The 25,521-nt window shown below is 66.7% G+C and carries 25 protein-coding genes; 13 read left to right on the top strand and 12 right to left on the bottom strand.

What is annotated here, in order from left to right:
• Positions 1–1,107 (bottom strand): S-(hydroxymethyl)glutathione dehydrogenase/class III alcohol dehydrogenase, encoded by a 1,107-nt coding sequence (locus DT343_RS15625; protein WP_055752893.1) that lies wholly within the window; start codon positions 1,105–1,107, stop codon positions 1–3.
• Between the two features lie 61 nt (positions 1,108–1,168).
• Here DT343_RS15625 and DT343_RS15620 point away from each other — a divergent pair, with 61 nt between their 5' ends.
• Positions 1,169–1,879, top strand: coding sequence for an NAD-dependent deacylase (locus tag DT343_RS15620; RefSeq protein ID WP_112863592.1), 711 nt, complete (start codon positions 1,169–1,171; stop codon positions 1,877–1,879).
• A gap of 61 nt (positions 1,880–1,940) precedes the next feature.
• Here DT343_RS15620 and DT343_RS15615 read toward each other — a convergent pair whose 3' ends face one another.
• The gene (locus DT343_RS15615; protein ID WP_039244254.1) at positions 1,941–2,492 is read right to left on the bottom strand and encodes an OmpA family protein; all 552 of its coding nucleotides are present in this window, start codon (positions 2,490–2,492) and stop codon (positions 1,941–1,943) included.
• 375 nt (positions 2,493–2,867) lie between these two features.
• Here DT343_RS15615 and DT343_RS15610 point away from each other — a divergent pair, with 375 nt between their 5' ends.
• Positions 2,868–3,713, top strand: coding sequence for a hypothetical protein (locus tag DT343_RS15610; protein ID WP_112863591.1), 846 nt, complete (start codon positions 2,868–2,870; stop codon positions 3,711–3,713).
• 402 nt (positions 3,714–4,115) lie between these two features.
• On the opposite strand, the gene DT343_RS15605 is transcribed toward DT343_RS15610, so the two are convergent.
• The 4 genes from DT343_RS15605 to DT343_RS15590 form a co-directional block, all read right to left on the bottom strand.
• Positions 4,116–4,439 carry a YnfA family protein gene (locus DT343_RS15605; protein ID WP_112863590.1) on the bottom strand — a complete coding sequence of 108 codons (324 nt, stop codon included), beginning with the start codon at positions 4,437–4,439 and terminating at the stop codon, positions 4,116–4,118.
• Complete coding sequence (locus tag DT343_RS15600) at positions 4,436–4,711, bottom strand: GIY-YIG nuclease family protein (protein WP_112863843.1); 276 nt, start codon at positions 4,709–4,711, stop codon at positions 4,436–4,438. Before DT343_RS15600 ends, DT343_RS15605 begins: the two co-directional genes overlap by 4 nt.
• A 181-nt stretch (positions 4,712–4,892) precedes the next feature.
• Positions 4,893–5,669: an RNA methyltransferase gene (locus DT343_RS15595; RefSeq protein WP_112863589.1), complete on the bottom strand. Its 777-nt coding sequence runs from the start codon at positions 5,667–5,669 to the stop codon at positions 4,893–4,895.
• A 220-nt stretch (positions 5,670–5,889) separates the two neighbouring features.
• Positions 5,890–6,909, bottom strand: coding sequence for a S1/P1 Nuclease (locus DT343_RS15590; RefSeq protein WP_112863841.1), 1,020 nt, complete (start codon positions 6,907–6,909; stop codon positions 5,890–5,892).
• Positions 6,910–7,123: 214 nt separating this feature from the next.
• On the opposite strand from DT343_RS15590, the gene DT343_RS15585 reads away from it, so the two are divergent.
• Positions 7,124–7,744: a DUF4168 domain-containing protein gene (locus DT343_RS15585; protein ID WP_112863588.1), complete on the top strand. Its 621-nt coding sequence runs from the start codon at positions 7,124–7,126 to the stop codon at positions 7,742–7,744.
• Positions 7,745–7,747: 3 nt separating this feature from the next.
• Here DT343_RS15585 and DT343_RS15580 read toward each other — a convergent pair whose 3' ends face one another.
• Entirely contained in the window at positions 7,748–9,610 is a 1,863-nt protein-coding gene (locus DT343_RS15580) for a monovalent cation:proton antiporter-2 (CPA2) family protein (RefSeq protein WP_112863587.1), read from the bottom strand.
• A 162-nt stretch (positions 9,611–9,772) separates the two neighbouring features.
• Between DT343_RS15580 and DT343_RS15575 the strand changes: the two genes are divergently transcribed.
• The 5 genes from DT343_RS15575 (at position 9,773) to DT343_RS15555 (ending at position 16,518) form a co-directional block, all read left to right on the top strand.
• Positions 9,773–11,587 (top strand): vWA domain-containing protein, encoded by a 1,815-nt coding sequence (locus DT343_RS15575; protein ID WP_220116738.1) that lies wholly within the window; start codon positions 9,773–9,775, stop codon positions 11,585–11,587.
• Between the two features lie 61 nt (positions 11,588–11,648).
• On the top strand, positions 11,649–12,056 hold the full coding sequence (locus DT343_RS15570; RefSeq protein WP_112863585.1) for a CBS domain-containing protein: 408 nt from the start codon (positions 11,649–11,651) through the stop codon (positions 12,054–12,056).
• Positions 12,057–12,131: 75 nt separating this feature from the next.
• Positions 12,132–12,698, top strand: coding sequence for a hypothetical protein (locus DT343_RS15565; protein ID WP_112863584.1), 567 nt, complete (start codon positions 12,132–12,134; stop codon positions 12,696–12,698).
• A 90-nt stretch (positions 12,699–12,788) separates the two neighbouring features.
• Positions 12,789–15,173, top strand: coding sequence for a PAS domain-containing sensor histidine kinase (locus DT343_RS15560; RefSeq protein ID WP_112863840.1), 2,385 nt, complete (start codon positions 12,789–12,791; stop codon positions 15,171–15,173).
• 130 nt (positions 15,174–15,303) lie between these two features.
• Positions 15,304–16,518, top strand: coding sequence for a hypothetical protein (locus DT343_RS15555; RefSeq protein WP_181669213.1), 1,215 nt, complete (start codon positions 15,304–15,306; stop codon positions 16,516–16,518).
• A gap of 90 nt (positions 16,519–16,608) precedes the next feature.
• Here the strand turns inward: DT343_RS15555 and DT343_RS15550 are convergent, their stop codons facing one another.
• From DT343_RS15550 to DT343_RS15530, 5 genes are all read right to left on the bottom strand, one after another.
• Positions 16,609–17,805: an acetyl-CoA C-acyltransferase gene (locus tag DT343_RS15550; protein WP_112863582.1), complete on the bottom strand. Its 1,197-nt coding sequence runs from the start codon at positions 17,803–17,805 to the stop codon at positions 16,609–16,611.
• 47 nt (positions 17,806–17,852) lie between these two features.
• Complete coding sequence (locus DT343_RS15545; protein WP_258522595.1) at positions 17,853–18,794, bottom strand: flavin reductase family protein; 942 nt, start codon at positions 18,792–18,794, stop codon at positions 17,853–17,855.
• A 111-nt stretch (positions 18,795–18,905) separates the two neighbouring features.
• Positions 18,906–19,532 carry a DUF1190 domain-containing protein gene (locus tag DT343_RS15540; RefSeq protein ID WP_112863580.1) on the bottom strand — a complete coding sequence of 209 codons (627 nt, stop codon included), beginning with the start codon at positions 19,530–19,532 and terminating at the stop codon, positions 18,906–18,908.
• Between the two features lie 4 nt (positions 19,533–19,536).
• The gene (locus tag DT343_RS15535; protein WP_017506364.1) at positions 19,537–19,950 is read right to left on the bottom strand and encodes a DUF350 domain-containing protein; all 414 of its coding nucleotides are present in this window, start codon (positions 19,948–19,950) and stop codon (positions 19,537–19,539) included.
• A 25-nt stretch (positions 19,951–19,975) separates the two neighbouring features.
• Positions 19,976–20,623, bottom strand: coding sequence for a YjfK family protein (locus DT343_RS15530; RefSeq protein WP_112863579.1), 648 nt, complete (start codon positions 20,621–20,623; stop codon positions 19,976–19,978).
• A 138-nt stretch (positions 20,624–20,761) separates the two neighbouring features.
• Here DT343_RS15530 and DT343_RS15525 point away from each other — a divergent pair, with 138 nt between their 5' ends.
• The 5 genes from DT343_RS15525 to dusA all read left to right on the top strand — a co-directional run bounded on the left by DT343_RS15525 (position 20,762) and on the right by dusA (position 25,496).
• Positions 20,762–21,442 carry a DUF2170 family protein gene (locus tag DT343_RS15525; RefSeq protein ID WP_039244246.1) on the top strand — a complete coding sequence of 227 codons (681 nt, stop codon included), beginning with the start codon at positions 20,762–20,764 and terminating at the stop codon, positions 21,440–21,442.
• A gap of 16 nt (positions 21,443–21,458) precedes the next feature.
• Positions 21,459–22,199, top strand: coding sequence for a PspA/IM30 family protein (locus DT343_RS15520; RefSeq protein WP_112863578.1), 741 nt, complete (start codon positions 21,459–21,461; stop codon positions 22,197–22,199).
• A 3-nt stretch (positions 22,200–22,202) separates the two neighbouring features.
• Positions 22,203–23,369, top strand: coding sequence for a glutathionylspermidine synthase family protein (locus tag DT343_RS15515; protein ID WP_112863577.1), 1,167 nt, complete (start codon positions 22,203–22,205; stop codon positions 23,367–23,369).
• A gap of 71 nt (positions 23,370–23,440) precedes the next feature.
• Entirely contained in the window at positions 23,441–24,319 is an 879-nt protein-coding gene (locus DT343_RS15510; RefSeq protein WP_112863576.1) for a hypothetical protein, read from the top strand.
• A gap of 145 nt (positions 24,320–24,464) precedes the next feature.
• The gene (gene dusA / locus DT343_RS15505) at positions 24,465–25,496 is read left to right on the top strand and encodes a tRNA dihydrouridine(20/20a) synthase DusA (protein ID WP_112863575.1); all 1,032 of its coding nucleotides are present in this window, start codon (positions 24,465–24,467) and stop codon (positions 25,494–25,496) included.
• Positions 25,497–25,521 lie beyond the last annotated feature (25 nt).

Below are 25,521 nucleotides of genomic sequence, written 5' to 3'. Positions count from 1 at the left end.
TCAGAACACCACGACCGAGCGGATGCTCTTGCCCTCGTGCATCAGGTCGAAGGCCTTGTTGATGTCGTCCAGGGCGAAGGTGTGGGTGATCATCGGGTCGATCTCGATTTTGCCGTCCATGTACCAGTCGACGATCTTGGGCGTGTCGGTGCGACCGCGCGCACCGCCGAAGGCCGAACCGCGCCAGACGCGGCCGGTGACCAGCTGGAACGGGCGGGTGGCGATCTCCTTGCCAGATTCGGCGACGCCGATGACGACGCTCTCGCCCCAGCCGCGGTGGCAGGCCTCAAGCGCCTGGCGCATGACGACGGTGTTGCCGGTGCAGTCGAAGGTGTAGTCCGCGCCGCCGTCGGTCAGCTGGACCAGATGGGCGACCACGTCGGAGACTTCCTTCGGGTTGACGAAATGGGTCATGCCGAAGCGACGGCCCCATTCTTCCTTGTCGCCGTTGATGTCCACGCCGACGATCATGTCGGCCCCGACCATCTTCAGCCCCTGGATGACGTTCAGGCCGATGCCGCCCAGGCCGAAGACGACGCAGTTGGCGCCGGGCTCGACCTTGGCCGTGTTGACCACGGCGCCGACGCCGGTGGTCACGCCGCAGCCGACGTAGCAGGCCTTGTCGAAGGGCGCGTCCTTGCGGATCTTGGCCACCGCGATCTCGGGCAGGACGGTGTAGTTCGAGAAGGTCGAGCAGCCCATATAGTGGGCGATGGCCTGACCCTTGTAGCTGAAGCGGCTGGTGCCGTCGGGCATGACGCCCTTGCCCTGGGTGCCGCGAATGGCGGTGCACAGGTTTGTCTTGCGCGACAGGCAAGACTTACACTGGCGACATTCCGGCGTGTACAGCGGGATGACGTGATCGCCGACCGCGACCGAGGTCACGCCCGGCCCCACCTCGACCACCACGCCGGCGCCCTCGTGCCCCAGGATCGAGGGGAAGACGCCCTCGGAGTCCAGCCCGTCCAGCGTATAGGCGTCGGTGTGGCAGATGCCGGTGGCCTTGATCTCGATCAGCACCTCGCCGGCGCGCGGCCCTTCCAGATCGACCTCGACGATCTCCAACGGACGTTTGGCCTCGAAGGCGACGGCGGCGCGGGTTTTCATGACGGGCTCCTGAACGATTCCCTCCTCTTCTAGGGCAGGCGCAGGATGGTATGAAGCCGTCATGTCACACACAAACCTCGTCGTCCTGACCGGAGCCGGCATATCGGCCGAGAGCGGCGTGCCGACCTTTCGGGCGTCGGACGGGCTGTGGTGCGGGCATCGGGTCGAGGATGTGGCGACGCCGGAGGGTTATGCCGCCGATCCGGCGCTGGTGCAGGACTTTTACAATCAGCGGCGGCGGCAGTTAGCCGAGGTCCAGCCTAATGCGGCGCACCGAGCGCTGGCGGCGTTGGCGGCGCGGTGGCGGGGCGACTTCCTGCTGGTGACGCAGAACGTCGATGATTTGCACGACCGAGCGCATGAAGAGACACCGCCGGCCGCCGGGTTCGAGCTGATCCATATGCATGGCGAGCTGCTGAAAGGCCGCTGCACCGGCTCGGGCGTGGTGATGGACTGGGCCGGGGACATGGCGGCGGATCAGGCCTCGCCGCATCACCCCGAGGGCGTCATGCGGCCGCACATCGTCTGGTTCGGGGAGATGCCGCTTCAGATGGAGCGGATCGAGCGGGCGCTGGAAGCCTGCGACCTGTTTGTGTCCATCGGCACGTCGGGCGCAGTCTATCCAGCGGCGGGGTTCGTGCAGGCGGCGCAGTATGCCGGGGCGCGGACGGTCGAGATCAACCTGGAGCCGACGTCGGGGGCGCGCCTGTTCGACGAAGGCGTTTACGGGCCGGCGACGCAGGCCGTGCCGGCCTTCTTCGACGGGCTGTAGAAACGAAAACGGCGGCCGCTGCGAAGGCGGCCGCCGTTCCGGTGTTCGAGGTCGAGGCGGCTTAGGCCAGGACGACGATGGTCACGCGGCGGTTCTGCGAACGGCCCTCGGGCGTGTCGTTCGAGGCCACCGGCTGTTCCTGGCCATAGGAGATGGTGGCCATGCGGTTCAGGGCGACGCCCTGGCGGTTCAGGAAGCGACGCACGGCCTCGGCGCGTTGCTCGCCCAGCTGGTCATTATGCTCGGGCGTGCCGGTCGAGTCGGTGTAGCCCTGGATTTCCAGATAGACGTTCTTGTTCTCGCCCTGCAGACGCTGGGCGAACTGGGCCAGGCGCTGCTCGGCCTCGGGCGACAGGGCCGCCGCGTCAGTGGGGAATTTCACGGAATCGTCCGACAGCACGACTTGATAGAGGAACTTGCCCTCGGCCAATTTGTGCGCGTCGTTGGCGCGTTGCAGGGCCTGGCCTGCGGTGCCTTCGACGGTGGTCACGCGGTTGTCGACGACTTCGACCTGATCACGCACGAAACGATGGCTGGCGCAGCCGCTGGCCGCAAAGCCGAGGGCGATGAGGGCGCCGCCGACGACCGCCGTCCTGAGTTTCGATCTGCTCAAGTTCTGTCTCCTTCTTGCCGGGAGCGCCACACCCAGTTCATGCGCAAGATGAAAATGGCGTATGAGACAAGGCGGAGTAATGACGCGCTTTGGGCGGCATCATGTCAGCTTGACCATAAGCAGATCGAATATTCGCGTTATTCTTGCATGAGGGCGGAACCACCAGCTCGGTGAAGACGTTGCGCCGCCGACGGCCAATGCCGGAGGGCGGACACGCTCATCTATCGCCGCTCTGCGCCGTCACGCGGTTGTATTCATGACGACGCCACTTTCCTGACGCGACCGAATGTTTTCAACGGAGCATGGCGATTTTTACAGGCGTTTTGTCCCGATGACCATGCGGCGGCGTGTTCAACTCCCATCACGGATCGGCGATTGAGCGCGGCGCGCACACGGCGCTGGGCGCTGGCGGCGACGCCGATCCTGGCCGCGCATCTGGGGCTGGCGCTGCTGATGCACGGCCAGGCGGAGCCGATGGTCGAGACGCCGCAGACGCCGCAGACGCCGCCGATGATGGTCGAACTGGTCGAGCCGCCCCCGCCGCCTCCGCCGCCGCCCGCGCGCGTGATCGCGCCCGATCTCTCCCCAAAGCCCGACGCGCCGGCCGCCGCCGCCCAGACGGCCGCGCCGCCCAAGCCCGCGCCCCAGCGGCGACCGCCGGCCGTGGCGGCGGCGCGACCGCGACTGGTGGTCAGCAAACGCCCGCCGGACGTCGAACCCCTGCCCGCCGCGCCCGCCCCGCCGGGTCCGCCCCTGCCCCTGCTGGGCGCGGCCCAGATCGCCGGCGCCATGACGGTCGGCGCAGGTCCGGGCGGCGGCAGCGGAACGGGCGTCGGCGGATCGGGCGGCTCTGGCGGGACCGGCGCGGGTTCAGGCTCGGGCGGAGGATCGTGCGACATGGTGCGCTGGGTTCAGGACGCGGTGCGCGACGACCAGGCCGTGCGCCGCGCCGTCATCGCCGCGTCCCAGGACATGGATGCGAACGGACGCGCCATCTTGGTCTGGAACGGCGACTGGCTGCAAAGCCGCAACCAGGCGGGCAAGGGTCTGGCGGGCGTGCGCCAGGCCATCGCCCTGGAAGTCGCCTTCGCCCCGGCCGAATGCAAGAGCCAGCGCATGACGGGCTTGGCCGTGCTGAAGCTGGAAGACCGCCCCGGCGGCGCGCAACTGGCCCTCGGCAAGGGCAGCTGGCGCTGGTCGGACCTGCTGGGCGCGGGCTGATACGCCCCGACATCCGATCAGACGGTCGCATTGGAAAAACACCGTCTAATTCGTCTAATTCGTCTGATCTCGTGCCTCCTCGACCGTGCGATGCATCCGCTGCGAACGAACGGAGACAGGATCGCACGGTTTTGAGGCATGGGCAGGAAGAGGACGCTGGAGGTCGGTAAGATGATGAATTCGCTGGATCGACCCCAAGACAATACGAGGGCTGCGCCCTTTGTCTCGTCATCCTCCGGCAAGCCGCGCTTCACGGCGCAGACCGGGGGACCCAGCGGCGCGCGAGAGCGCGAACCTGTCGCCGGACGCCATCTTCCAACATCGCGCGGCGGACGCATCGCCTTCGGCGCCGCTGGGTCCCCCGGTCGCTTCGCGCCGGAGGATGACGAAAGAAATGGAAGCTTAGGCCCTTGGGCCGAACAGGATGAGCCCGGCGCCGACCAGACAGACGAGGCCGCCCAGGATGTCCCAACGATCCGGCGGGGTCTTCTCGACCAGCGCCATCCAGATCAGGGAGGCGCAGATATAGACGCCGCCGTAGGCCGCGAAGGCGCGGCCCGCCGCGTCGCTCGGGACCAGGGTCAGGAGCCAGGCGAAGGCGATCAGGCAGGCGACACCGGGCGCCAGCCACAGGGACGAACGATCCAGCTTCAGCCAGGCCCAGAAGGCGAAACAGCCGCCGATCTCCGCCAGGGCCGCCAGCGGATAGATCAACCAGAGCTTCATGGGCGGGCGCTATACCAGTCGGCGGCCAGATCGAGCCATTGCGGATTTGCGGCTTCGATCAACGCCAGCTTCCAGGACCGCCGCCATTTCTTCAGCGCCTTTTCACGCACGATCGCCTCGATCATGGTCTCATGCTGCTCGTACCAGACCAGGGTCTTGCAACCCTGCTCTGAAGCGAACCCCGGCGTGGCGCCAGTGCGATGCTGCCATATCCGCTGCATCAGATCGCTGGTGACGCCAGTATAGATCGTGCCGTTGCGAAAGTTCGCCATGATATACACCGCAATGACGGCGTCCGCTCTCATGTACAGAACCTGAGCATGCGGGCTGAAGCTGCACAATAGACGTCACTCCGGGGCCGCGCAGCGGAACCCGGAGCCCAGGGCGGTCTCCCGCTGGATGATGCGGTCATGGGTTCCGGGTTCTTCGCTACGCGAAGCCCCGGAAGGACGGCTATTTTTCCTTCGCCGCCCGTTCGGCCGCCAGCTTGGCCAGGACCCGGCCGCGGCCGCGCGACAGGGCGTGGATGGCGCCGCGCATGGTGGCGACCTCTTGCTCGGAGAAGGCGGCGCGGCCCAGCATGACGCGCAGGTTCTGGCTCATCGAGCGCTTCTTCTCGGGCGGATAGAAGAAGCCGCCGTTTTCCAGCTCTTCCTCCAGGTGCTCATACATGCCGATCAGCAGGTCGTTCGACGCCGGCGGTTCGCTGTCGCGGAAGCGCGGCGGCGGGGCGTCCAGGATCAGGGTGCGCCACTCATAGGCGTTGATCGCCACGGCCTGGGCCAGGTTCAGCGAGTGGTGCTTCGGGTCGATCGGAATGGTGACGATGCCGGCGCACAGAGCGATGTCGGTCGTCTCCAGCCCGGCCCGCTCGCCGCCGAACAAGAGGCCCGTCTTCAGGCCCGAGGCCGTGTCGTCATAGAGGACGCGGCTGGCCTCGCGCGGCGTGCGCACGGGCTGGCGCGTCTCGCGCGGGCGGGCGGTCGTGGCGAAGACGGTGTTCAGGTCGGCGATGGCCTCGGCGACACTGTCGAACACCCGTACTCCGTCCAAGACCCAGTCGGCGCCCGAGGCCGTGGCCCAGGCCCGCTCCTGGGGCCAGCCGTCGCGGGGGCTGACCAGGCGCAGGTCCGACAGGCCGAAGTTGGCCATCACCCGCGCCACGGCGCCGATGTTCTCGGCCATCTGCGACTTGTCGAGGATGACGGCGGGAGGTGTGAGGTCGGACATTGGCGCTGCTTAACGCCTCAGCCTCCGCGCGAAAAGCGCCCCCTCTTCTTTCGTCATCCTCCGGGCCGCGAAGCGGAACCGGGGGACCCAGCGGCGCGCGAGAGCGCGAAAGTGTCGAGGACTCGATCTTCAAGAACCGAGCGCCGTATGCATTTCGCCTACGGCGCCGCTGGGTCCCCCGATCTCGCTACGCTCGTCGGAGGATGACGAGAGTAGGGGCTTAGTCCTCGCCCACCATGGCGATCCAGGGGTCGGTGGTTCCGGCCTCGACCTCGGCGACCTTGACGGCGGGCCAGCCGATGGAGGCGCTGCCGGATGCGGTCCAGGCGGCGACGATGAAGTCGCGCAGTTCGCCGGCGCCCGCCGCCAGACGTTCGTTGACGAAGGCCGCGCCGCGCGGGTCGCTGTCGCGGAAACCGCCGGCCTTCTCCAGACGATAGAACGGGATCACCGTGCCCAGGGTCGTGGTCAGATAGGCGACGGTGCGCGCCTTGACGTCGAAACCGTCCAGTTTGGCGGCGGGCATGGCGGCCTCGACGGCGTCCAGACGGGCGACACGATTGGTGAACTCGCCCTCGAACACCGCGTGGGTTTGGCGCGAGTTGGTGAAGCCTTCCGGGTTCGGGAAGTCGCCCCAGCCGTTGTAGTGGATGCTGGTGTGATGCGGTTGAGAGCCGTCGCCGACGTAGTGGCCCATCACGCCGATGTCGCGCAGGATCAGGGCCTCGCGGCGGATGCGGTCGGCGCGGTACCAGGCCTGACGCTCCATATTGGTCTCGCGTTTTTCGGCGGCGTTCAGCACGCGCCAATAGGCGAAGTCGCGGCCCAGCTGCTGCCAGGCGTCCATCATGGCGTAGGGCAGATAGCCGGCGTCGTTGACGTCCAGACCGGCCTTCGTCAGGGCGGCGTCATATTCGGACTTCAGGCGCGGCAGGTCGTTGAGGCTCATGCCGCGCTGGTCGTAGACGCGACCCTGGTCGTCCAGATCGACGAAGTGGGCGGTGTCACGCTCGCGATCGTGCGGCTGGCCGGCGCCCTTCCAGCGGTCGGGCTCGCGCGACAGTTCGCCCACGTCGGCGATGGCGGCCGGGGTGCGCAGGAAGGCCGGCAGATCGTCCGGCAGGGCCCGCATCGCCGCCACGCCGATCAGGCGGTGGCCGGTGTTGCCCCAGGCGGTGACGGTGACCGCCGGCGCGGCGACCGCGACGAGGGCCAGGGCGGCGATGGCGAGACGTTTCATGGGCAAACCTCAACAATGATCACGCCCGTCTAACGCATCCTTGATAGCGCCTCCAGCATCCAAGGGGTGGCGTGAGGCGCATCGGCGCCTAGGTTAGGAAGGCTCCCCCTTTGTCTGTTTCAGGCTCCACGCCCCTGGGGAGCGATGACGTGATTGCGTCATCGCCGTCGTCGGACGGCCCTTCAAGTGGACGCCAGACCGAAAGGACATTCCTATGCGCACGCCCCGCATCGCCCTTCTTGCTTCCGTCGCCCTTCTTGCGACCGCCGCGACCGCGCACGCCCAAGATGCATCAACGACGACGCAGACGCCGATGGCCGCGCCGATGGCCGGCTCGACCACCTTCACCGACGACGAGCTGAAGAAGTTCGACGACGCCATGGCCAAGGTGAGGGCCGTCAGCGACACTCTGAACGGCGCCCAGCCGACGCCGGAACAGCAGGCGCAAATGGCCGCCGCAGTGCAGGATTCGGGGCTGGAGGTGACGCGCTTCAACACCCTTTCCAACGCCGTCGCCGCCGATCCGGCCCTGGCCGCGCGCATTCGGGTGGTCAACGCCACGCCGCCAGCGCCCGGCACGCCAGCCGCCGCCGTGACGGACGACGAACTGAACCGCTTCGTCACCGCCATGACGCAGATCCGCGCCGTCACGGCCGAGGTGCAGAACAACCAAGCGACGCCCGAGCAGAGCGCCAAACTGACGGCGGCGGTCGAGGCGTCCGGCCTGACGACTGAACGTTTCAACGCCATCTCGCAGCTGGTGTCCGCGACGCCCTATCTTCAGGCCAAGGCGCAACTGGCCGGCGCGCGTCTGGAAAAAGGCGTGAGCCAGTAGGGATCAGGTGTCTGCGGGCTCGCGCCGGGTGTCCGGCGCGGCCGGGCCCGCCTCGTCCTCGTTCAGCAGACGGCCTTCGCGACGGGGCTTGATGTAGGGGGCGGGCTGGGGCGTCGGCATATTGCCGCGCATCAGCTGGCGGCCGGCCTTGAGCCCGCCGGTCAGCTGCAGGTCCAGCCGGGCCTCGTCGCGACGGCGCACGTCGCCGATGGTCTCGGCCGCCTCATGCTCGTCCAGCCCCAGTTCGACCAGGGCGCGCTCGCCGAACTTGAGCGCCGACTCGAAGGTCTCGCGGATCTGGTAGTCCACCCCCGCCTGGATCAGGCGCATCGAATGCCCTCGGTCGAAGGCGCGGGCCATGATCCGGGTGGTGGGGAACTCCGACTTGACCAGTTCGACGATGCGGTCGGCGGCCTCGGGCTTGTCGACGCACACCAGGACCATCTCGGCCTCCTCCGCGCCCGAAGCGCGCAGGGTGTGCAGCTGGGTGCCGTCGCCGTAGTAGACCTTGAACCCGAACTTTGAGGCGGCCTGGATCATCTCCACATCGTTCTCGATGATCGACACGTCCACGTCGCGGGCTAGCAGGGGTTGCGACACGACCTGGGCGAAACGGCCGAAGCCGATGATCAGCACCTGTCCGCGCAGATCCTTGGCGAAGTCGACGCCCTCGGCGCTTTCGGCGTCCTGGACCGGCTTGGGCGACAGACGCGCGATCAGCAGCGAGGTCAGGGGCGTCAGGGCCATCGACAGGATGACCACCGCCGACATCATCGCGCCGATGCGGGCGTCGAACAGGCCGGCGGCGACGGCGGCGCCGTACAGGACGAAGGCGAACTCGCCGCCTTGCGCAAACAGGCCCGCGCGCTCGACCGCCTCATGGTGCGAGGCCTTGAACAGGCGCGCGACGGCATAGATGCCCACGCCCTTGACCAGCATGAAGGCCACGACCCCGCCCAGCACCAGACGCCAGTCGGCGACGACCACCGACACGTCCAGCGACATGCCGACGCTGAGGAAGAACAGGCCCAAAAGGATGGCGCGGAACGGCTCCACGTCTGCTTCCAGTTGATGACGGAAGGTGGATTCCGACAGCAGGACCCCGGCTAAAAAGGCGCCCATGGCCATAGACAGGCCGCCCAGGGACATGGCCCAGGCGGCGCCGACCACGACCAGCAGGGCCGCCGCCGTCATCACCTCGCGCCCGCCGTATTGGGCCAGCAGGCGGAAGACCGGATTGACCAGATATTTGCCGGCCAGCAGCACCCCGCCGACCGCCGCGACCGCGAAGCCGACGGTCTGCCACAGGGGCGGCGCCTGTTCGTTCGCCACGCCCAGCACCGAGGCCAGCACGGCGACGATAGCCAGGAGCGGCACGATGGCCAGATCCTCGAGCAGCAGGATGGAGACTGCCCGCTGGCCCGGCCCGCCCGCGATCTCGCCGCGCTCTTCCAGCATCTGCATGATGACGGCGGTGGACGACAGGACAAAGCCCATCGCGCCGACGAAGGCGACGGGCGCAGAGAAGCCGGCCAGCATGGCCGTCAGCGTCAGAATCAGGCCGCAGAACAGCACCTGGGCCGCGCCGAGACCGAAGATTTCCTTCCTCAGTCCCCACAGCCGTTTGGGCCGCATCTCCAGCCCGATGATGAACAGGAAGATGACCACGCCGAACTCGGCGACGTGTAGGATGGTCTCGGGCTCGCGAAACAGCTTCAGGCCGAAGGGACCGATGGCGAGGCCCGCCGCCAGATAACCCAGCACCGATCCCAGGCCGATCCGCTTGAACACCGGCACGGCGAGCACGCCTGCGGCCAGCAGAGCGGCCGCCGCGCCCAGATCCAGTCCCGTCGTCGCCTCAGCCATCGCATCCCCCAAGCTTTGCCCGTATTGTGGGGCTCGTCGTGCGCGATTGCGAGATGGCGCCGAAGACACGGTCGAAGATCGCTGTGTGGCGAGCAACCTGTTTGCCACAGTTTCGCCCCAGGACGACCCGCGACTGGCATCAAGAAACAACCGGAGGAAGCCATGTCACGCATCATCAGGATGGCGGCGCTGTCCGTTCTGAGCCTGTCGTTCGCCGCGCCGCCGGTGGCGGTGCCGACCGTCGCGCTGGCCAAGCCTCTGGATGGCGAGGCGACGCCGGCGGCGTGCCGGCCGCTGGGCTTCGAGCTGGCGCCGCCGCCACCACCTGCTTTCGTGGCCACGCCGCCGCCACCCCCGCCCGTGAGCGTCCCCCCGACCCGAAAGGCGGATCGCGTTCCGTATGGCGCACCACCGCCTCCTCCCCCGCCTCCTCCACCACCAGCGCCTCCCGCCCCGCCTCCCCCTGCAGCGATGACGGGGAATGTGGTCGTCACCGGGTCTAGGGTCTCGGCCATCATGCCAGCGCCGGCGCCCGCACCCGCCGACACCGAACGCTATCCCGATGCGACGCCCAATCCGGTGAAGCGGACCAGGGATCAGCCGGTCTCGACCTTCTCCATCGACGTGGACACGGCGTCCTATTCGAACGTGAAGCGCTTCATCGACGAGGGTCGTGCGCCGCCCAAGGATGCGGTGCGGGTTGAGGAGCTGATCAACGCCTTCGACTACGACTACGCCCGGCCGACCAGCCAAAGCCGGCCCTTCGCGATCACCACGGCGGTCGCCGCCTCGCCCTGGGCTGACGGGCGTCAGATCGTGCACATCGGCCTGCAAGGTTACGAACTGCCGGCGGGCGAGCAGCGGCCGCTGAACCTGACCTTCCTGGTCGACGTCTCCGGCTCGATGCGCAGTCCCGACAAGCTTGACCTGGCCAAGAAGGCGATGAACCTGGCCATCGACCGGCTGAGGCCGCAGGACACCTTGGCGGTGACCTATTATGCGGAAGGCGCGGGCACGACTTTGCAGCCCACGAAGGGCGACGAAAAGCTGAAGATGCGCTGCGCGGTCGCCAGCCTGAAGGCGTCCGGCGGCACGGCCGGGGCGACCGGCATGACTAACGCCTATGACCAGGCCCAGGCGAACTTCGCCCGCGACAAGGTCAACCGCATCCTGATGTTCACTGACGGCGACTTCAATGTCGGTGTGACCGACAACAAGCGGTTGGAGGACTATGTCGCCGACAAGCGCGGGACGGGCATCTATCTGTCGGTCTATGGCTTCGGGCGCGGCAACTATCAGGACGCGCGGATGCAGACCATCGCCCAGGCGGGCAATGGGGTCGCGGCCTATGTCGGGGACCTGAGGGACGCGCGCCGCCTGTTCGGGCCGGCCTTCGACAAGGGGGCCTTCCCCATCGCCGACGACGTCAAGATCCAGGTCGAGTTCAATCCCGCCCGCGTCGCCGAATGGCGGCTGATCGGCTATGAAACCCGGCTGTTGAACGAGGAAGACTTCAACAACGACCAGGTCGATGCGGGCGAGGTCGGATCCGGCGCCAGCGTCACGGCCCTGTACGAAATCACCCCTGTCGGCGGCCCGACGCAAATCCCTGATCGGCGCTATCCCGATAACCGTATCGGGGTCGGCGGCGGCGATCCGAACGGCGAGATCGGCTTTATCCAGGTGCGCTACAAACAGCCGGGCCAGAGCCGCTCGGACCTGATCCAGCAGCCGCTGACCAACCGCGCGGGCGGGCCGGTCAGCGCCCAGCCGCCCGAGGCCACGCGCTGGGCCATCGCCGTCGCCGGATTCGGGCAAAAGCTGCGGGGCGATCCGTGGATGACGGCCGACTATGGCTGGGACCGGATCATCGATCAGGCGCAAGGGGCCAGGGGCGAAGATCCCTATGGCGACCGGGCCGAGTTCGTTCAGCTGGTGCGGGCGGCCCAGGGCCTCCCCCCGATGCGGACGCCCTGACCGGAACCGCCACGCTCGCGGCGGGTTTTCAGGGCAACGCTTCAAACAAAGGAAACCCGCCATGAAGATCCGCGACGTGATGACCAAGGACGTGCATCTGGCCCGCTCCGCCGACACCATCCAGGATGTGGCCAGCCGCATGGCCAAGGGCGACTTCGGCTTCGTGCCCGTGGCGGACGGCGATCAGCTGATCGGCACGATCACCGACCGCGACATCGTCGTGCGCGCCCTGGCGACCGGCGCGGCCCCGTCGGCGGCGGTGGTCGAGTTCATCACGCGTGATCCGCAAACCGTGCTGGACACCGATGACCTTAAGATCGTGCTGGACCTCATGGGCTCCAAGCAGATCCGTCGCGCCCCGGTCGTGGACAAGCATGGTCGCGTGGTCGGCGTCGTGTCGCTGGGCGACCTGTCGACGCGCGTGAAGGAGAAGTACGCCGGCGAGACGCTGGAAAGCATCTCGCGTTAAGACCTGCGTAACCGCGCCCCGACACCCGCCGTCAATGATCTTGATTCATTCTGGCTGCGGGTTTCGGAGAGTGGCATGGCGCGCGCGCAGTTCCAGAAGGGTCAGAAGGTCTGGGTCGAGTGCGTCGGCGCATGGGCCTTCATCGAACAGGTCCAGCCCGTCTGGGCCAAGGGCTTCGAGGAGCCGGTGCGTGTCACCTATGACGTCGGTCTGGGGCGCGAGTTCACCGCCAATGAACTGATGCTGGCGGCCGACGACCCCGCCTCGGATCAGAGGCCTGGCGAGTGGCGGCTGCTGCGCGCGCGCAACAAGTGGCAGCTGCCCGAAGACTGCCTGCATCATCCCCACCCCGGCACCTATCCGGTCGTCGTCACCGATAAGGCGGACTGGGGCGGTTGGCGCGTGCCGGGCGCAGAATATGATCGCGACCCGCAGCATATCGAGTTTCAGGCCCGCCTGATCGCCGCCGCCCCCCAGCTGATGCGCCTGGCCCAGGATCTGGTCGATCTGGTCGCGGAGACGCCGGACGATGCGCCGCCCGCCGTCCTGACCCTGGCCCGACAGGCGCGCGATGCGCTGCAGGATGTGACGCGTGTGCTGGAGCCCGCGCCGGACCGCCTGACGGCGCCCGCCGCCGCTTAAAAACCCGTTAAAAGCGCGCGCCGAGCCTCGACACGAATCCACGACGCAGCCTAGATTCCCGCAACGAAGTGTTTGTCGGAGGGTCGGGGCTTGCGGGACGAGGAGCGGCGCGAAAATCGGTCGGGGCGTCGCGCCTCCGACCGCGCCGCCGGCGCGCCCGCCTGGTTGCGGATCGCCGTTCTGGTCCTGGCGCTGATCGCCGCCGGCTATGCCCTGATGGCGTCGCGCGAAGTCAGCCGACCGACCCGCGAAATCAGCCGCCTGGAAGCCGAAAACCTCAAGCTCAACGCCGAGCTGGCCGCCAGCCAGACCGCCGTCCTGATTCAGTCGGCCGAGGCGGGCTTGGCCGCCGGCCGCACCGCCATCGCCGCCAAACGCCCGCCCATCGAAGTCGTGGAGGCCGCCCAAGCCGCCGCGCCCAAGGTCGCCTTCACCCTCGTCGGTCCCGGCGAGACGGTGCAGGCGTTCAAGGGCGAAGGATCGGTCGTCGCCGGCCAGGCCAATGTCGACGGCCTGAGGCTGGAGGCGCGGATCGCGCCCGTCCTGCCGAAAGGCGGCGAAGCGCGGATCGTGTCGGCGGGCGGCGTGGTGCTGGCCTCGGCGCGCGCCGCCGAGATCGGTCAGCCCATCCGCACCCTGATCGGCGTTGACGCTTCAGCCCTGGCCGATGGGGCTGAACCACGCGCCGTGACGCTGGGCGGCGAGCCCCGGATGGCGACCGCCGCCGCGACGCGCCCGGGCGGTCCGTTTGTGGTCGCGGTCTCCAACGGGACGACCGCCTCCTTCTTCGACGACGCCTGGGTGATCGTCGTGCCGCTGCTCCTGGGTCTTGGCGTCGTGGTCCTGTTCATTCTCTATGGCCTGCGCCAGACGCGTCAGCATCGCGAGCGGGTCGCTACCGAGAAACGCTTCCGCATCGCCGTCGAGGCCGCGCGGTGCGGGGTGTGGGAGTGGGATGTGGCCAAGGGCGAGGTTTCGCTGTCGGACTACATGGCCGCCCTGCTGGGCTATCCGCGCGGCGGGGTGACCGACGCCGAGGATGTGATCGGCCGCGTCCATCCGCGCTTTCAGGAAGAGGTCCGCCACGCCCTGCGACAAGCCGCCGCCTATGGCGCCTTTGAGGTCACCTTCCCGGTGGCGGGGCCGGACGGGCGGGCGCGGTGGATCGACGCGCGGGGTCAGGCGCGCGGCGAGCGCGGCGATACGGGCTTTTCCGCCATCCTGGGCGTCGCGCTGGACATCACCGAGGCCCGGCGCGCCAAGGCCGCCGCCCAGGCCGCCGAAAGCCGGCTGCGCGACGGGGTGGAGAGCATCTCCGAGGCCTTCGTCCTGTTCGACCGTCAGGGGCGGCTGATCCTGTGGAATCAGGCGTTCGAGGACGCCTTCAACTTCGAGCATGGGGTGGTGCGGCGCGGCGCGCTGAAGGACGAGCTGAACCGGATCGCCGGCCTGGCCATCAAGGCCGAACACCGGCCGGCCAGCGGTCGTGCGGGCCTGCGCGAGGTCGAGCTGAACGACGGGCGCTGGCTGCAACTGTCCGAGCGGTTCACCTCCGAAGGCGGCTCCGTCGTCACCGCCGCCGACATCACGGCCATCAAACGCCAGGAGGCCGAGCGCCGCCGCGCCGCCGACGATCTGCGGGCCACCGTCGACCAGCTGGAATCCAGCCAGGAAAAGCTGTCGCTGCTGGCGCGCAAATACGAGGTGGCCATGACCCGCGCCGAGGCCGCCAACCAGGCCAAGTCCGAATTCCTGGCCAATATGAGCCATGAACTGCGCACGCCGTTGAACGCCATCAACGGCTTCTCGGAGATCATGGCCAGCGAGCTGTTCGGGCCGCTGAACGAGAAATACAAGGGATACGCCGGCGACATCCTGAAGTCGGGCCAGCATCTGCTCAGCCTGATCAACGACGTGCTGGACATGGCCAAGATCGAAGCCGGCAAGATGACCCTGCACTATGAGCCGGTGTCCTTGCGCGAGGTGTGCGAGGACGCGGTGCGGCTGATGCGCGGCAAGGTGCAGGAAGCGGGCCTGAAGATCGCGGTCGAGGCCGGCGACCTGCCCGATATCGAGGCCGATCAACGCGGCGTCAAACAGGTGATGCTGAACCTGATCTCCAACGCCGTGAAGTTCACGCCCGAGGGCGGCTCCATCGTCGTGTCGTTGAAACCCTTCGTCGGGGCCGAGGGCGAGGACCGCGTCCGCGTCGCCTGCGCCGACACCGGCATCGGCATCGCGCCAGAGGACCTGGTCCGCCTCGCCCGCCCGTTCGAACAGGTCGAGGGCCAGCATTCCAAGACCACTCAAGGCACCGGCCTGGGCCTAGCCTTGACCAAGTCCCTGATCGAGATGCACGGCGGCCAACTGAGCATGGAAAGCCAACCGGGCGTCGGCACGGTCGTCAGCTTCGACCTGCCAGTGAAGCGCCCGGATCAGACGGTGCAGCCGATCCGGGCGGCGTTCGCGGCTTAGGGCATTGGCTCAAAAGAATTGAGCGTCCGTTGCTTCCTCTTACACAAGTGACGAACGCCTCGCTCAAGTTGAACGTTGCACAATCATTTCGCGCGGTTAGGGTCCCTCATGGTTGGGAAGGAAATGACTAATGTCGGACGGGCGAGAGGCTTATTGGGACATCCCCAATTGGCGCATTATGAATAACGCTGAACTAAAGAATTATATTGAAACGAAATATCGTGCCAGCGGCATCAAGAGAAAAGGAGGAAAGGGTGGCGCAATTGTAATCAGAACAACAATTAGCACCTTAGATATGTACACATACCTAAAAGGAAGATTTGGAAACCCCAACGGCATGCTGACTGCGGTAGCAAGCGATGACAGCGATAATCTGTTTCATTGGGACTATGTATTGAAGGCTGGAAGCTACGATCTGACCATCATCGGAGCGAACCGCGAAGTCCACGTTTGGACGCAGGTCGATTTAAAGGATGCCGAATGGTGGTCTTTCATCAAGGGCATTAGGAATGATTTTTCTCGCACATCTGCTGAGAAGGGGGCAGCTACAAAGGAACTTGAGAAGTGGAGAATGTTCACCAACAAGTATGCGCTAGTAGCGGATCAAGCAGAAAAATCTTACACGGCCATTAAACATGAAATGGGCAGATTTGCCGAGGTAAAACCTTCATCTAAAGACAACAAAATAAAAGAACGTGAGCGCATGTCAAAACGCGCTCACAAATTATTCGGCGCTTGTTTAGAACTACGATTGTTGACGCCGGTCATGGCCGAGTCTTTCATAAATATGCTGATATTATACACCTGCAAGGACGAAGTAAGGTCCGACAAAAGTCAATATGACGCATTCGTACGTAGTAATATTGATTTAAAAATTATAGATATGTTTTATAAGTGCAAATGGTTCGCGAAGGCTCCAAAGTCAACTGATGCCGAATTCAAAGCATTCATGTCGGTCTGGAACAAGCGTAACGACACCCTTCATGGAAATGTCGATCCTGAGCGGGATGCATTCGAGGTCGTTTATTTCGACGGAAAGCGCCCGCTCCACGTTGAGGCGGGTGATCCTATAGCGTCCTTCTATGCCACGTTAGAAAAAACTAACAACCCGGTCGGTGCCGTAACCGATTATGAAACGGTCCACGAGTTCACCAGCTATCTTCTGGATTGTCTGCATCCTCGCATACGCGACGAAGTATTCAGCCTCATGCAGGAAAATACGCCAGGATGGCGGGCTGACACTAAGAGGTTCGGCCGGCTATTCCCCGATCATATTGCAACGGCGTATTGGCGCATAAGATATGATGACGAGCTGGCCGATCAGGAGCTTCTCGAAACAAATTGAACACTACCTGTATTCTGATTTGATTCGAGCCGTCCTTCCCTTCGCGAACCTACGCGACGTTCTGCTAAGAACGCACTTACAGCCAACGCACTAAACCAACTCTACGCCCATCGCCGTCGCTTCGCCGCCGCCGATGCACAGGGCGGCCATGCCGCGGGTCTTGCCGTGGGCTTTCAGGGCCGAGAGCAGAGTGGTCAGGACGCGTGCTCCTGAAGCTCCGAGCGGGTGGCCCAGGGCGCAGGCGCCGCCGTTGACGTTGATCTTGTCGTGGGGGATGCCGAGTTCCTGCATGGCGATCATCGGCACGATGGCGAAGGCCTCGTTGACCTCCCACAGATCGACGTCGTCGGCGCTCCAGCCCGCCTTCTTCAGCGCCTTTTGCAGAGCGAAAACCGGGGCGGTGGTGAACAGGTGCGGCTCGTGAGCGTGGGCGGCCTGGCTGACCACGCGGGCGATCGGCGTCAGGCCCAGGGTTTCAGCAGTAGACCGGCGCATCATGACCAGGGCGGCGGCACCGTCCGAGATCGAGGCGGCGGAAGCCGCGGTGATGGTGCCGTCCTTGCCGAAGGCGGGCTTCAGATTGGGGATTTTGGACGGGTCGGACCGGGTCGGCTGTTCATCGCGGTCGACGGTGACGGGACCCTTGCGGGTCTTGACCTCGACCGAGGCGATCTCGGCGTCGAAGGCGCCCGTCTCCTGGGCGCGCTTGGCCCGGCCGGCGCTTTCGATGGCGTAGGCGTCCTGCTGCTCGCGGGTGAACTGATAGTCCTTGGCCGTGTCCTCGGCGAACTGGCCCATCAGCTTGCCGGGGGTGTAGGCGTCCTCCAGCCCGTCCAGATACATGCTGTCGGAAATGACGTCGTGGCCGATGCGCGCGCCGCCCCGGTGCTTTTGCATCAGATACGGGGCGTTGGTCATGGACTCCATGCCGCCCGCCACGATCACGTCGGCCGAACCCGCGGCCAGCGCATCGTGCGCCATCATGGCCGCCTGCATGCCCGAGCCGCACATCTTGTTGATGGTCGTCGCCTCGGTCGAGGTGGGCAGGCCTGCGCCCATGCCCACCTGACGCGCCGGCGCCTGGCCGAGGCCCGCAGGCAGGACGCAGCCCATGATGATCTGCTCGACCTTTTGCGGATCAAGGCCGGCGCGGTCCAGCGCCGCCTTGACGGCCGCAGCGCCCAGGTCGGTGGACTTGGCGTCGGACAGCGCGCCCTGGAAACCGCCCATCGGGGTGCGGGCGTAGGAGACGATGACGACGGGATCGGCGGACGTGGTCGCGGACATGGGGACGGCTTCCTCTATTTCGGGCGAGAGATAGCGATCCCGGCCGGTCAGGAAAAGTGCAGCCGCCGATACTTGCCCCGGAAATAGAGCAGCGGATCGCGGCGCGGCTCGAACCGGGCGCGCCTGACCCGGCCGATGATGACCAGGTGATCGCCGGCCTCGACGATCTGTTCGGTTCCGCATTCGAAACTGGCCAGGGCGCCCGACAGGATGGGCGCGCCGGTGTCCCACGTCTCCCACGCCACGTCCTGGAAGCGGTCGGCCTGGGACCGGGCGAAGACGCCGGAGGTCGGCTGCTGGCCGATGTGCAGGACGTTGATGGCGAAATGTTCGGCCCGGCGGAAGCGGTCGACATTGGTGGACGAGCGGGCCAGGCAAAACAGGATCAGCGGCGGATCCAGCGACACCGAGGAGAAGGAGTTGGCGGTCAGGCCGACGGGCTGCCCGGCTTCATCCAGGGTCGTGACCACCGTGACCCCCGTGGCGAAACAGCCTAGGGCGTCGCGCAGGGTGCGAGGGTCGGAGCCGGCCTGATAATGCAGGGCGTCGCGCGGGGCGTGGCGTTCGAGGAAGCCCAGGAGGGCGGCGTTCTCGGCCTCGACCGCGTCCGGCGCCTCGGCGCGCGCGATCGTCTGGATCGGAACGCCGGCCAACTGTGTCTCAAGCTCGGGCGAGACAGCCCCCTGCCCTTCGGCGACGACCACCAGACAGCTGGCCAGGGCCGGGCCGGTGACGGCGAGCGCAGGCGCGACGGCGTCCAGCGTCGTGTCGGAACAGACGATGGCCGGGCGAGAGGGAAGTTCGGTCAGCAGTCGACGCAGGGCGGCGGAGCTGTCATCCGCCGCGTCGAAGTCGGCCGTCAGCATGACATTGCGACCGGCCTCGACCAGCGCGCGCACCGACCGGCGCCAGTCGCCGGACAGACGCTCGGGCGCGCCGATCAGCAGGACGACGGGATCCTCTGGGTCGCCCCAGCTTTCGACGTCCAAGCCTCCATTCGGGGGCGGCGATGCGGTCATGAGGCGAGGCGGTCCGGTCTGTCGTGAAGCGTGAGAGCGATCCCTATTAGGGGAAGACCGGCGCCCGGCGCCAGAACTGTATCAGCCGCCGTAACCTCGGCCGCCGCCGCCGAAGCCGCCGCGCGAGACGACGGTGGTGCGGCTCTGCACCCGCGTCGGGGCCTGACGGGCGACGTCGCCATGCTCGCGCGCATTGGTCAGGGTCTTGCCGGTGCGATAGTCGCGGTAGGCGTAGCCGCCGCCGTAGCCGTTGGACAGCCGCCCCTCTCGGTCGCGATACAGCGGTCCGCCGCCGCGATAGCCGCCGCCGTTTAGCATCTGGCCGACGATGAAGCCGGTCAGCAGCGGGGTGAAGAAGGAGCCGCCGTTGTTGTTCGGCTGGCACTGCGACGGTCCCCACTGGCCCTCGCACTCCTCGCGCGTGGCGTAGCGCGGCGCGGTCTTGGCGGCCTCTTGCTGAGCCTTTGCCAGGGCGGCGTCGCATTCGTTGTCGGGAATGTCGTTGGCGGCCTTGCACTCGTCCAGCGACTGATAGGCCAGGGTCGGTTCGGGCTCGGGCGCAGGCACGCGCTGGGGCGAGCCGCAGGCGGCCAGCGAGAAGCTGGCGGTCGCCATCAGGCTGCTGACGTGCAGGACGCGCGAGCGCTTCAGCCGGCGCATGGTGTCGGTTTTGACCAGGTTCTGGGGCAGGTCTTTGGGGTCGGTCATGGGTTCACGACGTCATGCAGGCGGCGTTGAGCAGGCCGACGCAGATGGAGATGGAGGCCAGATAGACGGCCGCGGCGATCTCGCCCGCCTCGATGCGGACGACCAGATTGCGGAAGGCCATTCGGCTGATGGCGACGAAGACGACGATCTGGATCACGCCGGCCAGCAGAGCCCAGGCTGCGAACTCCATCAGACTGACGGTGTGCGACAGGGCCGAGGCCAGAGGCAGGACATAGCCGATCAGGGCGCCGCCGAGCGCAATGGCGGCGGCCGTGTTCCCCTCACGGATCAGCGTATGTTCGTGATACGGCGTGACCCACTGGTAGATCAGTTTGAAGGCCAGGGTGAACGCGCCCGCCATGGCGAAGGCGATCAGGAAGGCGATCGCCCCCTGCTGAAAAATGAACCAGTCGAACATCGGTCTTGCCCCTCGGATTGCGCGCTCAGGCGCGGAACTCGGCCATTTCCAGCGGAATGCCGATCATGATTTCGTGCGTAGTGTCGCCGCCCTCGGGCTGCTGCTCAAGCGCCAGCATCAGCTCGCGCCCGCCGCCCAGCTCGCGCGCATACAACATGCAGGTCTGGAAGATTTTCGCATAGGGCGTAGCGGCGGCGCGGTCGTCCCAGATGGTCTCCCACAGGGTGACGGGCGGCTGGATGGCGTCGCTCTCGGCGAACCAGAAGCGGGGATAGTCGGGCAGTTCTTCGGCCGCGCCGTGAAAGACCGGCGCCGACAGGCGGTCACGCCAGATGCGGCGTTCACGCTCGCCCGGCGGATAGGCCGAGGTCCAGGGCACGAACAGGCTGAAATCGTAGGATTCCAGGCCCGCCTCGTCGTCGCTCATGGCCTGAAGCATGACGTGGTCGTCGGTGTAGAAGCGATGGACGAACTGGCCGCTGTCCAGGCTGACCAACCCCTGGGCCGAGATGTCCAGCACGTCGCGATCCAGAGCGAACTGGGTCTCGTCGCCCAGCCGGCGCCAGGCCAGCGGGTCCAGCGACACGGTGCGGCCCACGGTGATGTTGCGCACCGTCGCCACTCGATTGGCAGGCGCGATCTTCTCCGACGATCCGAAAAGCTTCTTGAACATGGGCGACTATCTAGGCCCGATGCGCGCCGACGGCGAGCCAACAGAAGCGATGCGACCGAATGAGGCGGTTCATGGCGCGACATTCCGTCCGATCTTGCGTCAAGTCAAGCGTTCATGTTACGCGTTTCATGTAACGATATGCCGAACGACGCATCGCCCTCTTCCGCCGCCAATGACCGCATCCGTGCGTGGCGACAGGCGCGTCGTGAGGCCGGCCTGGTCAAGCTGGAGCTTTGGGTGCCGGCCGCAGCCCGCGACGACGTCAAGGCGGCCGTTCGCGCCATCGTCACCGATTCAACACGCGGGCCGCAGCTTGCGGGGCGCCCGCGCCGCCCCACTTCCGATTCCATCACCCCTGGAGACGACCATCAAATGGACGCCGTGATCGAGACCCCCTGGACCGTGCCCGCCATCAAGGCGGCGCTGGACGGCTCAACCCTGCTGCGTGATGGGGAAATGACCCTGCGCGTGGTCGAGGGCGCCGAGCCGGTGCTGCTGGCGACCATGCATGAATACGGCGACCTGCCGGTCTATCTGAGCGTCGGCGGCGCCCAGATCGTCTGTTCGGTCCTGCTGTGGCCGGTGTCGGAGCAGAAGGACCGCCATGCCTTCAACGAGTTCCTGCTGAAGGCCCAGCGCGTGGTGCCCCTGTCCAACTTCGCCATCACCAATGTCGGTGGCGAAGACGTGTATGAGCTGATGGGCGAACTCTCTTGCAAGACGACGCTTCAGACCATCCTGATCGAACTGCGCACCCTGGCTGAGAATGCGATCGACGCCACCGAACTGCGTGAAACCTTCGGCGCCGACGCCGCCTGATCCCGGAAGACCGACCATGTCCATGCTCAGAAAACTGTCCGCCCTGTTCCGCGGCTCGGCCCACGATGCGGCTCAGGGCGTCGTCGACGCCAATGCGCTGAAGATCCTCGACCAGGAAATCCGCGACGCCGACAACGCCCAGGGCAAGGCCCGCGATGACCTGGCCGGCCTGGTGGCGCGCCGCCGCATAGCCGAAAACGAGATGGCCAGCTTCCGCGACCAGATCGCCAAATACGAAAGCTCGGCCCGCACCGCCCTGGGCCAGGGCAAGACCGACCTGGCGCGCGAAGTCGCCGGCCGCATCGCCGAGCTGGAGGTCGAGATCACCAGTCGCGGTCCGCTGATCGAGGACATGAAGACGGCCGAGACGCGCCTGCGCACGGCCATCGCCTCGACCGACCAGAAGATCGAGACGCTTCGTCGCGAGATCGACATCGTCAAGGTCAACGATTCCGTCCAGAAGGCCCAGACGTCAGTCGCCCTGAACTCGGCCGGCGCCCAGTCGCGCATCGGCTCGGCGGCGGACAGTCTGCAACGCATCAAACAGCGCCAAGCGATCCAGGAAGAGAAGCTGAACGCCAGCCAGGCGCTGGAAGATCGTCGCACCGGCGCGGACCTGGACGCCAAGCTGCGCGAGGCCGGCATCCTGCCCGGCCATTCCTCGGCCGACGACGTCCTGGCCCGCCTGAGCCAGCCGGAGGTGACCGTGGTCACGCCGCGCATCGGCCAATCGACCCCCGACAAAGACCCGGCCTGATCCATGGAGCGTCTGCGCTTCGATCCCCGCACCGACTGGGACGCCAAGGCTGAGGAACTCGGCTTCACCTGGCGCCATACCGACGGCAAACCCTATTGGGACGAGACGGCGGCCTATGCCTTTTCGTTGGCAGAGATCGAGGACGGGATCGAGGCGCCGACCGAGGAACTGCACGGCCTGTGCCTGGATCTGGTCAACGAGGCCGTTCAATCCGAGCGACTGATGGAGCAGCTCGATATTCCCGAACCCATGCGGGACTATGTAGCCGCCAGCTGGAAACGGGGCGACCCGTCCCTCTATGGCCGGTTTGACTTCGCCTATGACGGCACGGGGCCGGCCAAGCTGTATGAATACAACGCCGACACCCCGACCAGCATCTATGAGACGGCGGTGTTCCAATGGCTGTGGCTGGAGGATCAGATCAAGACCGGCGCCCTGCCCGCCTATGCGGATCAGTTCAACAGCCTGCATGAGAAGCTGGTCGAGCGGTTCCGCGCCATCTTCCCGAACGGCGGCTTCGTGCATTTCGCCTCGGACGCTGATTTCGTCGAGGATCGCCAGACGGTGCGCTTCCTGGAAGACCTGGCCCAGCAGGCCGGACTGGAGCCCCAGTTCGTCGCCATCGACCAGATCGGGCTGAACGCCGACGGCCGGTTCGTGGACCACGAGAACTGGATCATCCAGGCGATGTTCAAGCTCTATCCGTGGGAGCAAATGCTGCGCGACGACTACGCTGCGCCCCTGCCGACGGCGGACGTGACCGTGCTGGAGCCGGCGTGGAAAAGCATCCTGTCCAACAAGGCCATACTGCCGCTGTTGTGGGAGCGGCATGCGGGCCACCCCAACCTGCTGGAAAGCTATTTCGAGGGCGATCCAGCCGAGGCGGCGCTGGGCTCATCCTATGTGCGCAAGCCGTTGTTCTCGCGCGAGGGCGACAATGTCGAACTGATCGACCGGGGCGTCAGCGCCGCAGAGGTGGTGGACGGCGGCTATGGCGCAGGGCGTCACATCCGCCAGGCGCTGTGTGATCCGCCCCTGTTCGACGGCAACCATGTGATCGTCGGGTCGTGGGTGGTGGGAACTGAGCCGGCGGGCATCAGCCTGCGCGAGGATACGGGCCGCATCACCCGGAACACCTCGCGTTTCGTGCCCCACTTCATCCGTGACTGAGACGCCGGCAGGCAACCAAGCCGGACGACCGCCGTTTTGTCGGCTGACATCAACCGACAAGAAGCCTCCCCATGCGCAACGTCCGCCTCGCCCTGATCGCCACCACCGCCCTGACCCTCGCGGGCGGAGCGGCAGTCGCCCAGACGCAATATCCTTCGACGACCCAAGACCGGCTGGGCGCGGTCGTGGGCGCCCTGTTCGGCGATCGTCTGGGCCTGTCGGCCATGGATCAGGCCTGGCTGCGCGGCGGCCGTCCGCTGCGTGACGGCCAGAGCCAGTTCTCGACCCGCGTGGACGCCAGCGTGCGCGCCGGAAGCGTCTCCGCCTCGGCCGCAACTCGCCTGCGCGCCGACTATTCGGCCCTGGTCGATCTGGAGAACCAATACGCCGTCGGCGGCATCTCGGCCCAGGAACGCGCCGATCTGAACGCCCGCTACACCGCCCTGACCCAGACGCTGGAAGCCGGCGCCTCGGGCTATGCCGACATGGACACCGTCGCCCAGGGCCGTGCGGAATTCGACACCCGCGTCAACGCCGCAGTGACGGCGCGCCGCATCACCCGCACCGAGGCCACGCGCCTGAAGTCCGACTATCAGGCCCTGATCCAGCTGGAGAGCCGCTACAGCGCCGACGGGTCGATCAGCGCCAGCGAGCGTGCTGATCTGGACGCCCGTCTGGACGCGCTGGACCTGCGGGTCGGCGACGGCCCGGCCGGACAGACACCGTCCGCCAACCTGCCCGCCCGCACGCGTCTGACGAACCTTGAAGCCGCCGTTACCGTCGCCGAACGCTCGGGCGCCGTCAGCCGCAACGAGGCCGCCGACATCCGCGTCGAGGCCGGCGACCTCGCCCGCCTGGACGCCGCCTACAGCCGCACCAGCCCCTCGTCCGACGACGCGGCCTACCTGAGCCGCCGCATCGGCGAACTGGAACTGCGCGTCCGTCGCTAGGCCTGACCAAAGCGTCCCGTGTGATCCGGCACGGGACGCCTCTCCGGCTACACCTGTGCATTGCGAGCTCTGATTTCACGGCAGCGCGGAAATGGCGTATGGGCAGCCGCAGTCGCCCCTGCATCGCCGGTCAAGCCGCAACCCTATGTCCCTGAACGCCTCCCGCACGCTGTCCATCGCCCCGATGATGGACTGGACCGATCGGCATTGCCGGGCGTTCCACAGGGCGTTGACGCGCAAGGCGCTGCTTTACACCGAGATGGTGACGGCGCCGGCGGTGTTGCACGGGGATCGCGAGCGGCTGCTGGGGTTCGATGCGCTGGAGCATCCGGTGGCCTTGCAGCTGGGCGGGTCGGACCCGGCGCAGTTGGCCGAGGCCGCCAAAGTCGGCGAGGCGTTCGGTTATGACGAGATCAATCTGAACGTCGGCTGCCCGTCGGACCGGGTGCAGTCCGGCAAGTTCGGGGCCTGCCTGATGCGTGAGCCGGAGTTGGTGGCGGACTGCATGGCGGCGATCCGCGAGGCGGTGAGCGTGCCCGCGACGGTCAAATGCCGCATCGGCGTGGACGATCAGGATCCGGCCGTCAGCCTGTTCGCCACGGTGGACGCCTGCGCCGCCGTCGGGATCGAGGTCTTCGTCGTCCATGCGCGCAAGGCCTGGCTGAAGGGCCTGTCGCCCAAGGAGAACCGCGACGTGCCGCCGCTGGACTATGATCTGGTGCGCCGGCTGAAGCGCGAGCGGCCGCATCTGAACATCTCGATCAACGGCGGCGTCGCCTCGATGGACGAGGCCGAGGCGCATCTGGCCGAAGCCGATGGCGTCAAACTGGACGGGGTCATGCTGGGCCGCGCCGCCTATCACGAGCCGGCCATCCTGGGTCAGGCGGATCGTCGCCTGTATGGCGAGGCGGTCGCCGACACCGACGCCTTCGCCGCGCTGGATCGCTATCGCCCCTATATGGCGGCGCGTCTGGCCGAGGGCGTCGCCCTGCCGGCGATGGCGCGGCATATGCTGGGCCTGATGCACGGCCGGCCGGGCGCGCGGGCGTTCCGTCGCATCCTGACGGTCGAGGCGATCAAGTCCGGCGCCGGGCTGGAGGTGCTGGACCGGGCGGCGGAGGCTGTGCGTGAGGCCGAGGCGAGGCGCGACACGGCGCCCGGCGACTGGGCGGCGTAACCCAATCTTCAGAGCCGGCCGGCAA

It is taken from the genome of Brevundimonas vesicularis (assembly GCF_900445985.1).
Lineage (GTDB): Bacteria > Pseudomonadota > Alphaproteobacteria > Caulobacterales > Caulobacteraceae > Brevundimonas > Brevundimonas vesicularis_D.
The sequence above is the reverse complement of the archived record's forward strand: the minus strand, read 5'-3'. Positions and strand labels throughout refer to the sequence as shown.

What these genes read in the sequence shown, in the direction of transcription:
- DT343_RS15605 (WP_112863590.1), bottom strand. Translation starts at nt 4,439, where the DNA reads ATGAAGCTCTGGTTGATCTATCCGCTGGCGGCCCTGGCGGAGATCGGC.
- DT343_RS15600 (WP_112863843.1), bottom strand. Translation starts at nt 4,711, where the DNA reads ATGGCGAACTTTCGCAACGGCACGATCTATACTGGCGTCACCAGCGAT.
- DT343_RS15535 (WP_017506364.1), bottom strand. Translation starts at nt 19,950, where the DNA reads ATGTTCGACTGGTTCATTTTTCAGCAGGGGGCGATCGCCTTCCTGATC.
- DT343_RS15550 (WP_112863582.1), bottom strand. Translation starts at nt 17,805, where the DNA reads ATGTCCGCGACCACGTCCGCCGATCCCGTCGTCATCGTCTCCTACGCC.
- DT343_RS15595 (WP_112863589.1), bottom strand. Translation starts at nt 5,669, where the DNA reads ATGTCCGACCTCACACCTCCCGCCGTCATCCTCGACAAGTCGCAGATG.
- DT343_RS15530 (WP_112863579.1), bottom strand. Translation starts at nt 20,623, where the DNA reads ATGTTCAAGAAGCTTTTCGGATCGTCGGAGAAGATCGCGCCTGCCAAT.
- DT343_RS15515 (WP_112863577.1), top strand. Translation starts at nt 22,203, where the DNA reads ATGGAGCGTCTGCGCTTCGATCCCCGCACCGACTGGGACGCCAAGGCT.
- DT343_RS15580 (WP_112863587.1), bottom strand. Translation starts at nt 9,610, where the DNA reads ATGGCTGAGGCGACGACGGGACTGGATCTGGGCGCGGCGGCCGCTCTG.
- DT343_RS15625 (WP_055752893.1), bottom strand. Translation starts at nt 1,107, where the DNA reads ATGAAAACCCGCGCCGCCGTCGCCTTCGAGGCCAAACGTCCGTTGGAG.
- DT343_RS15585 (WP_112863588.1), top strand. Translation starts at nt 7,124, where the DNA reads ATGCGCACGCCCCGCATCGCCCTTCTTGCTTCCGTCGCCCTTCTTGCG.
- DT343_RS15570 (WP_112863585.1), top strand. Translation starts at nt 11,649, where the DNA reads ATGAAGATCCGCGACGTGATGACCAAGGACGTGCATCTGGCCCGCTCC.
- DT343_RS15525 (WP_039244246.1), top strand. Translation starts at nt 20,762, where the DNA reads ATGCCGAACGACGCATCGCCCTCTTCCGCCGCCAATGACCGCATCCGT.
- DT343_RS15620 (WP_112863592.1), top strand. Translation starts at nt 1,169, where the DNA reads ATGTCACACACAAACCTCGTCGTCCTGACCGGAGCCGGCATATCGGCC.
- DT343_RS15520 (WP_112863578.1), top strand. Translation starts at nt 21,459, where the DNA reads ATGTCCATGCTCAGAAAACTGTCCGCCCTGTTCCGCGGCTCGGCCCAC.
- dusA (WP_112863575.1), top strand. Translation starts at nt 24,465, where the DNA reads ATGTCCCTGAACGCCTCCCGCACGCTGTCCATCGCCCCGATGATGGAC.
- DT343_RS15555 (WP_181669213.1), top strand. Translation starts at nt 15,304, where the DNA reads ATGTCGGACGGGCGAGAGGCTTATTGGGACATCCCCAATTGGCGCATT.
- DT343_RS15565 (WP_112863584.1), top strand. Translation starts at nt 12,132, where the DNA reads ATGGCGCGCGCGCAGTTCCAGAAGGGTCAGAAGGTCTGGGTCGAGTGC.
- DT343_RS15510 (WP_112863576.1), top strand. Translation starts at nt 23,441, where the DNA reads ATGCGCAACGTCCGCCTCGCCCTGATCGCCACCACCGCCCTGACCCTC.
- DT343_RS15590 (WP_112863841.1), bottom strand. Translation starts at nt 6,909, where the DNA reads ATGAAACGTCTCGCCATCGCCGCCCTGGCCCTCGTCGCGGTCGCCGCG.
- DT343_RS15540 (WP_112863580.1), bottom strand. Translation starts at nt 19,532, where the DNA reads ATGACCGACCCCAAAGACCTGCCCCAGAACCTGGTCAAAACCGACACC.
- DT343_RS15575 (WP_220116738.1), top strand. Translation starts at nt 9,773, where the DNA reads ATGTCACGCATCATCAGGATGGCGGCGCTGTCCGTTCTGAGCCTGTCG.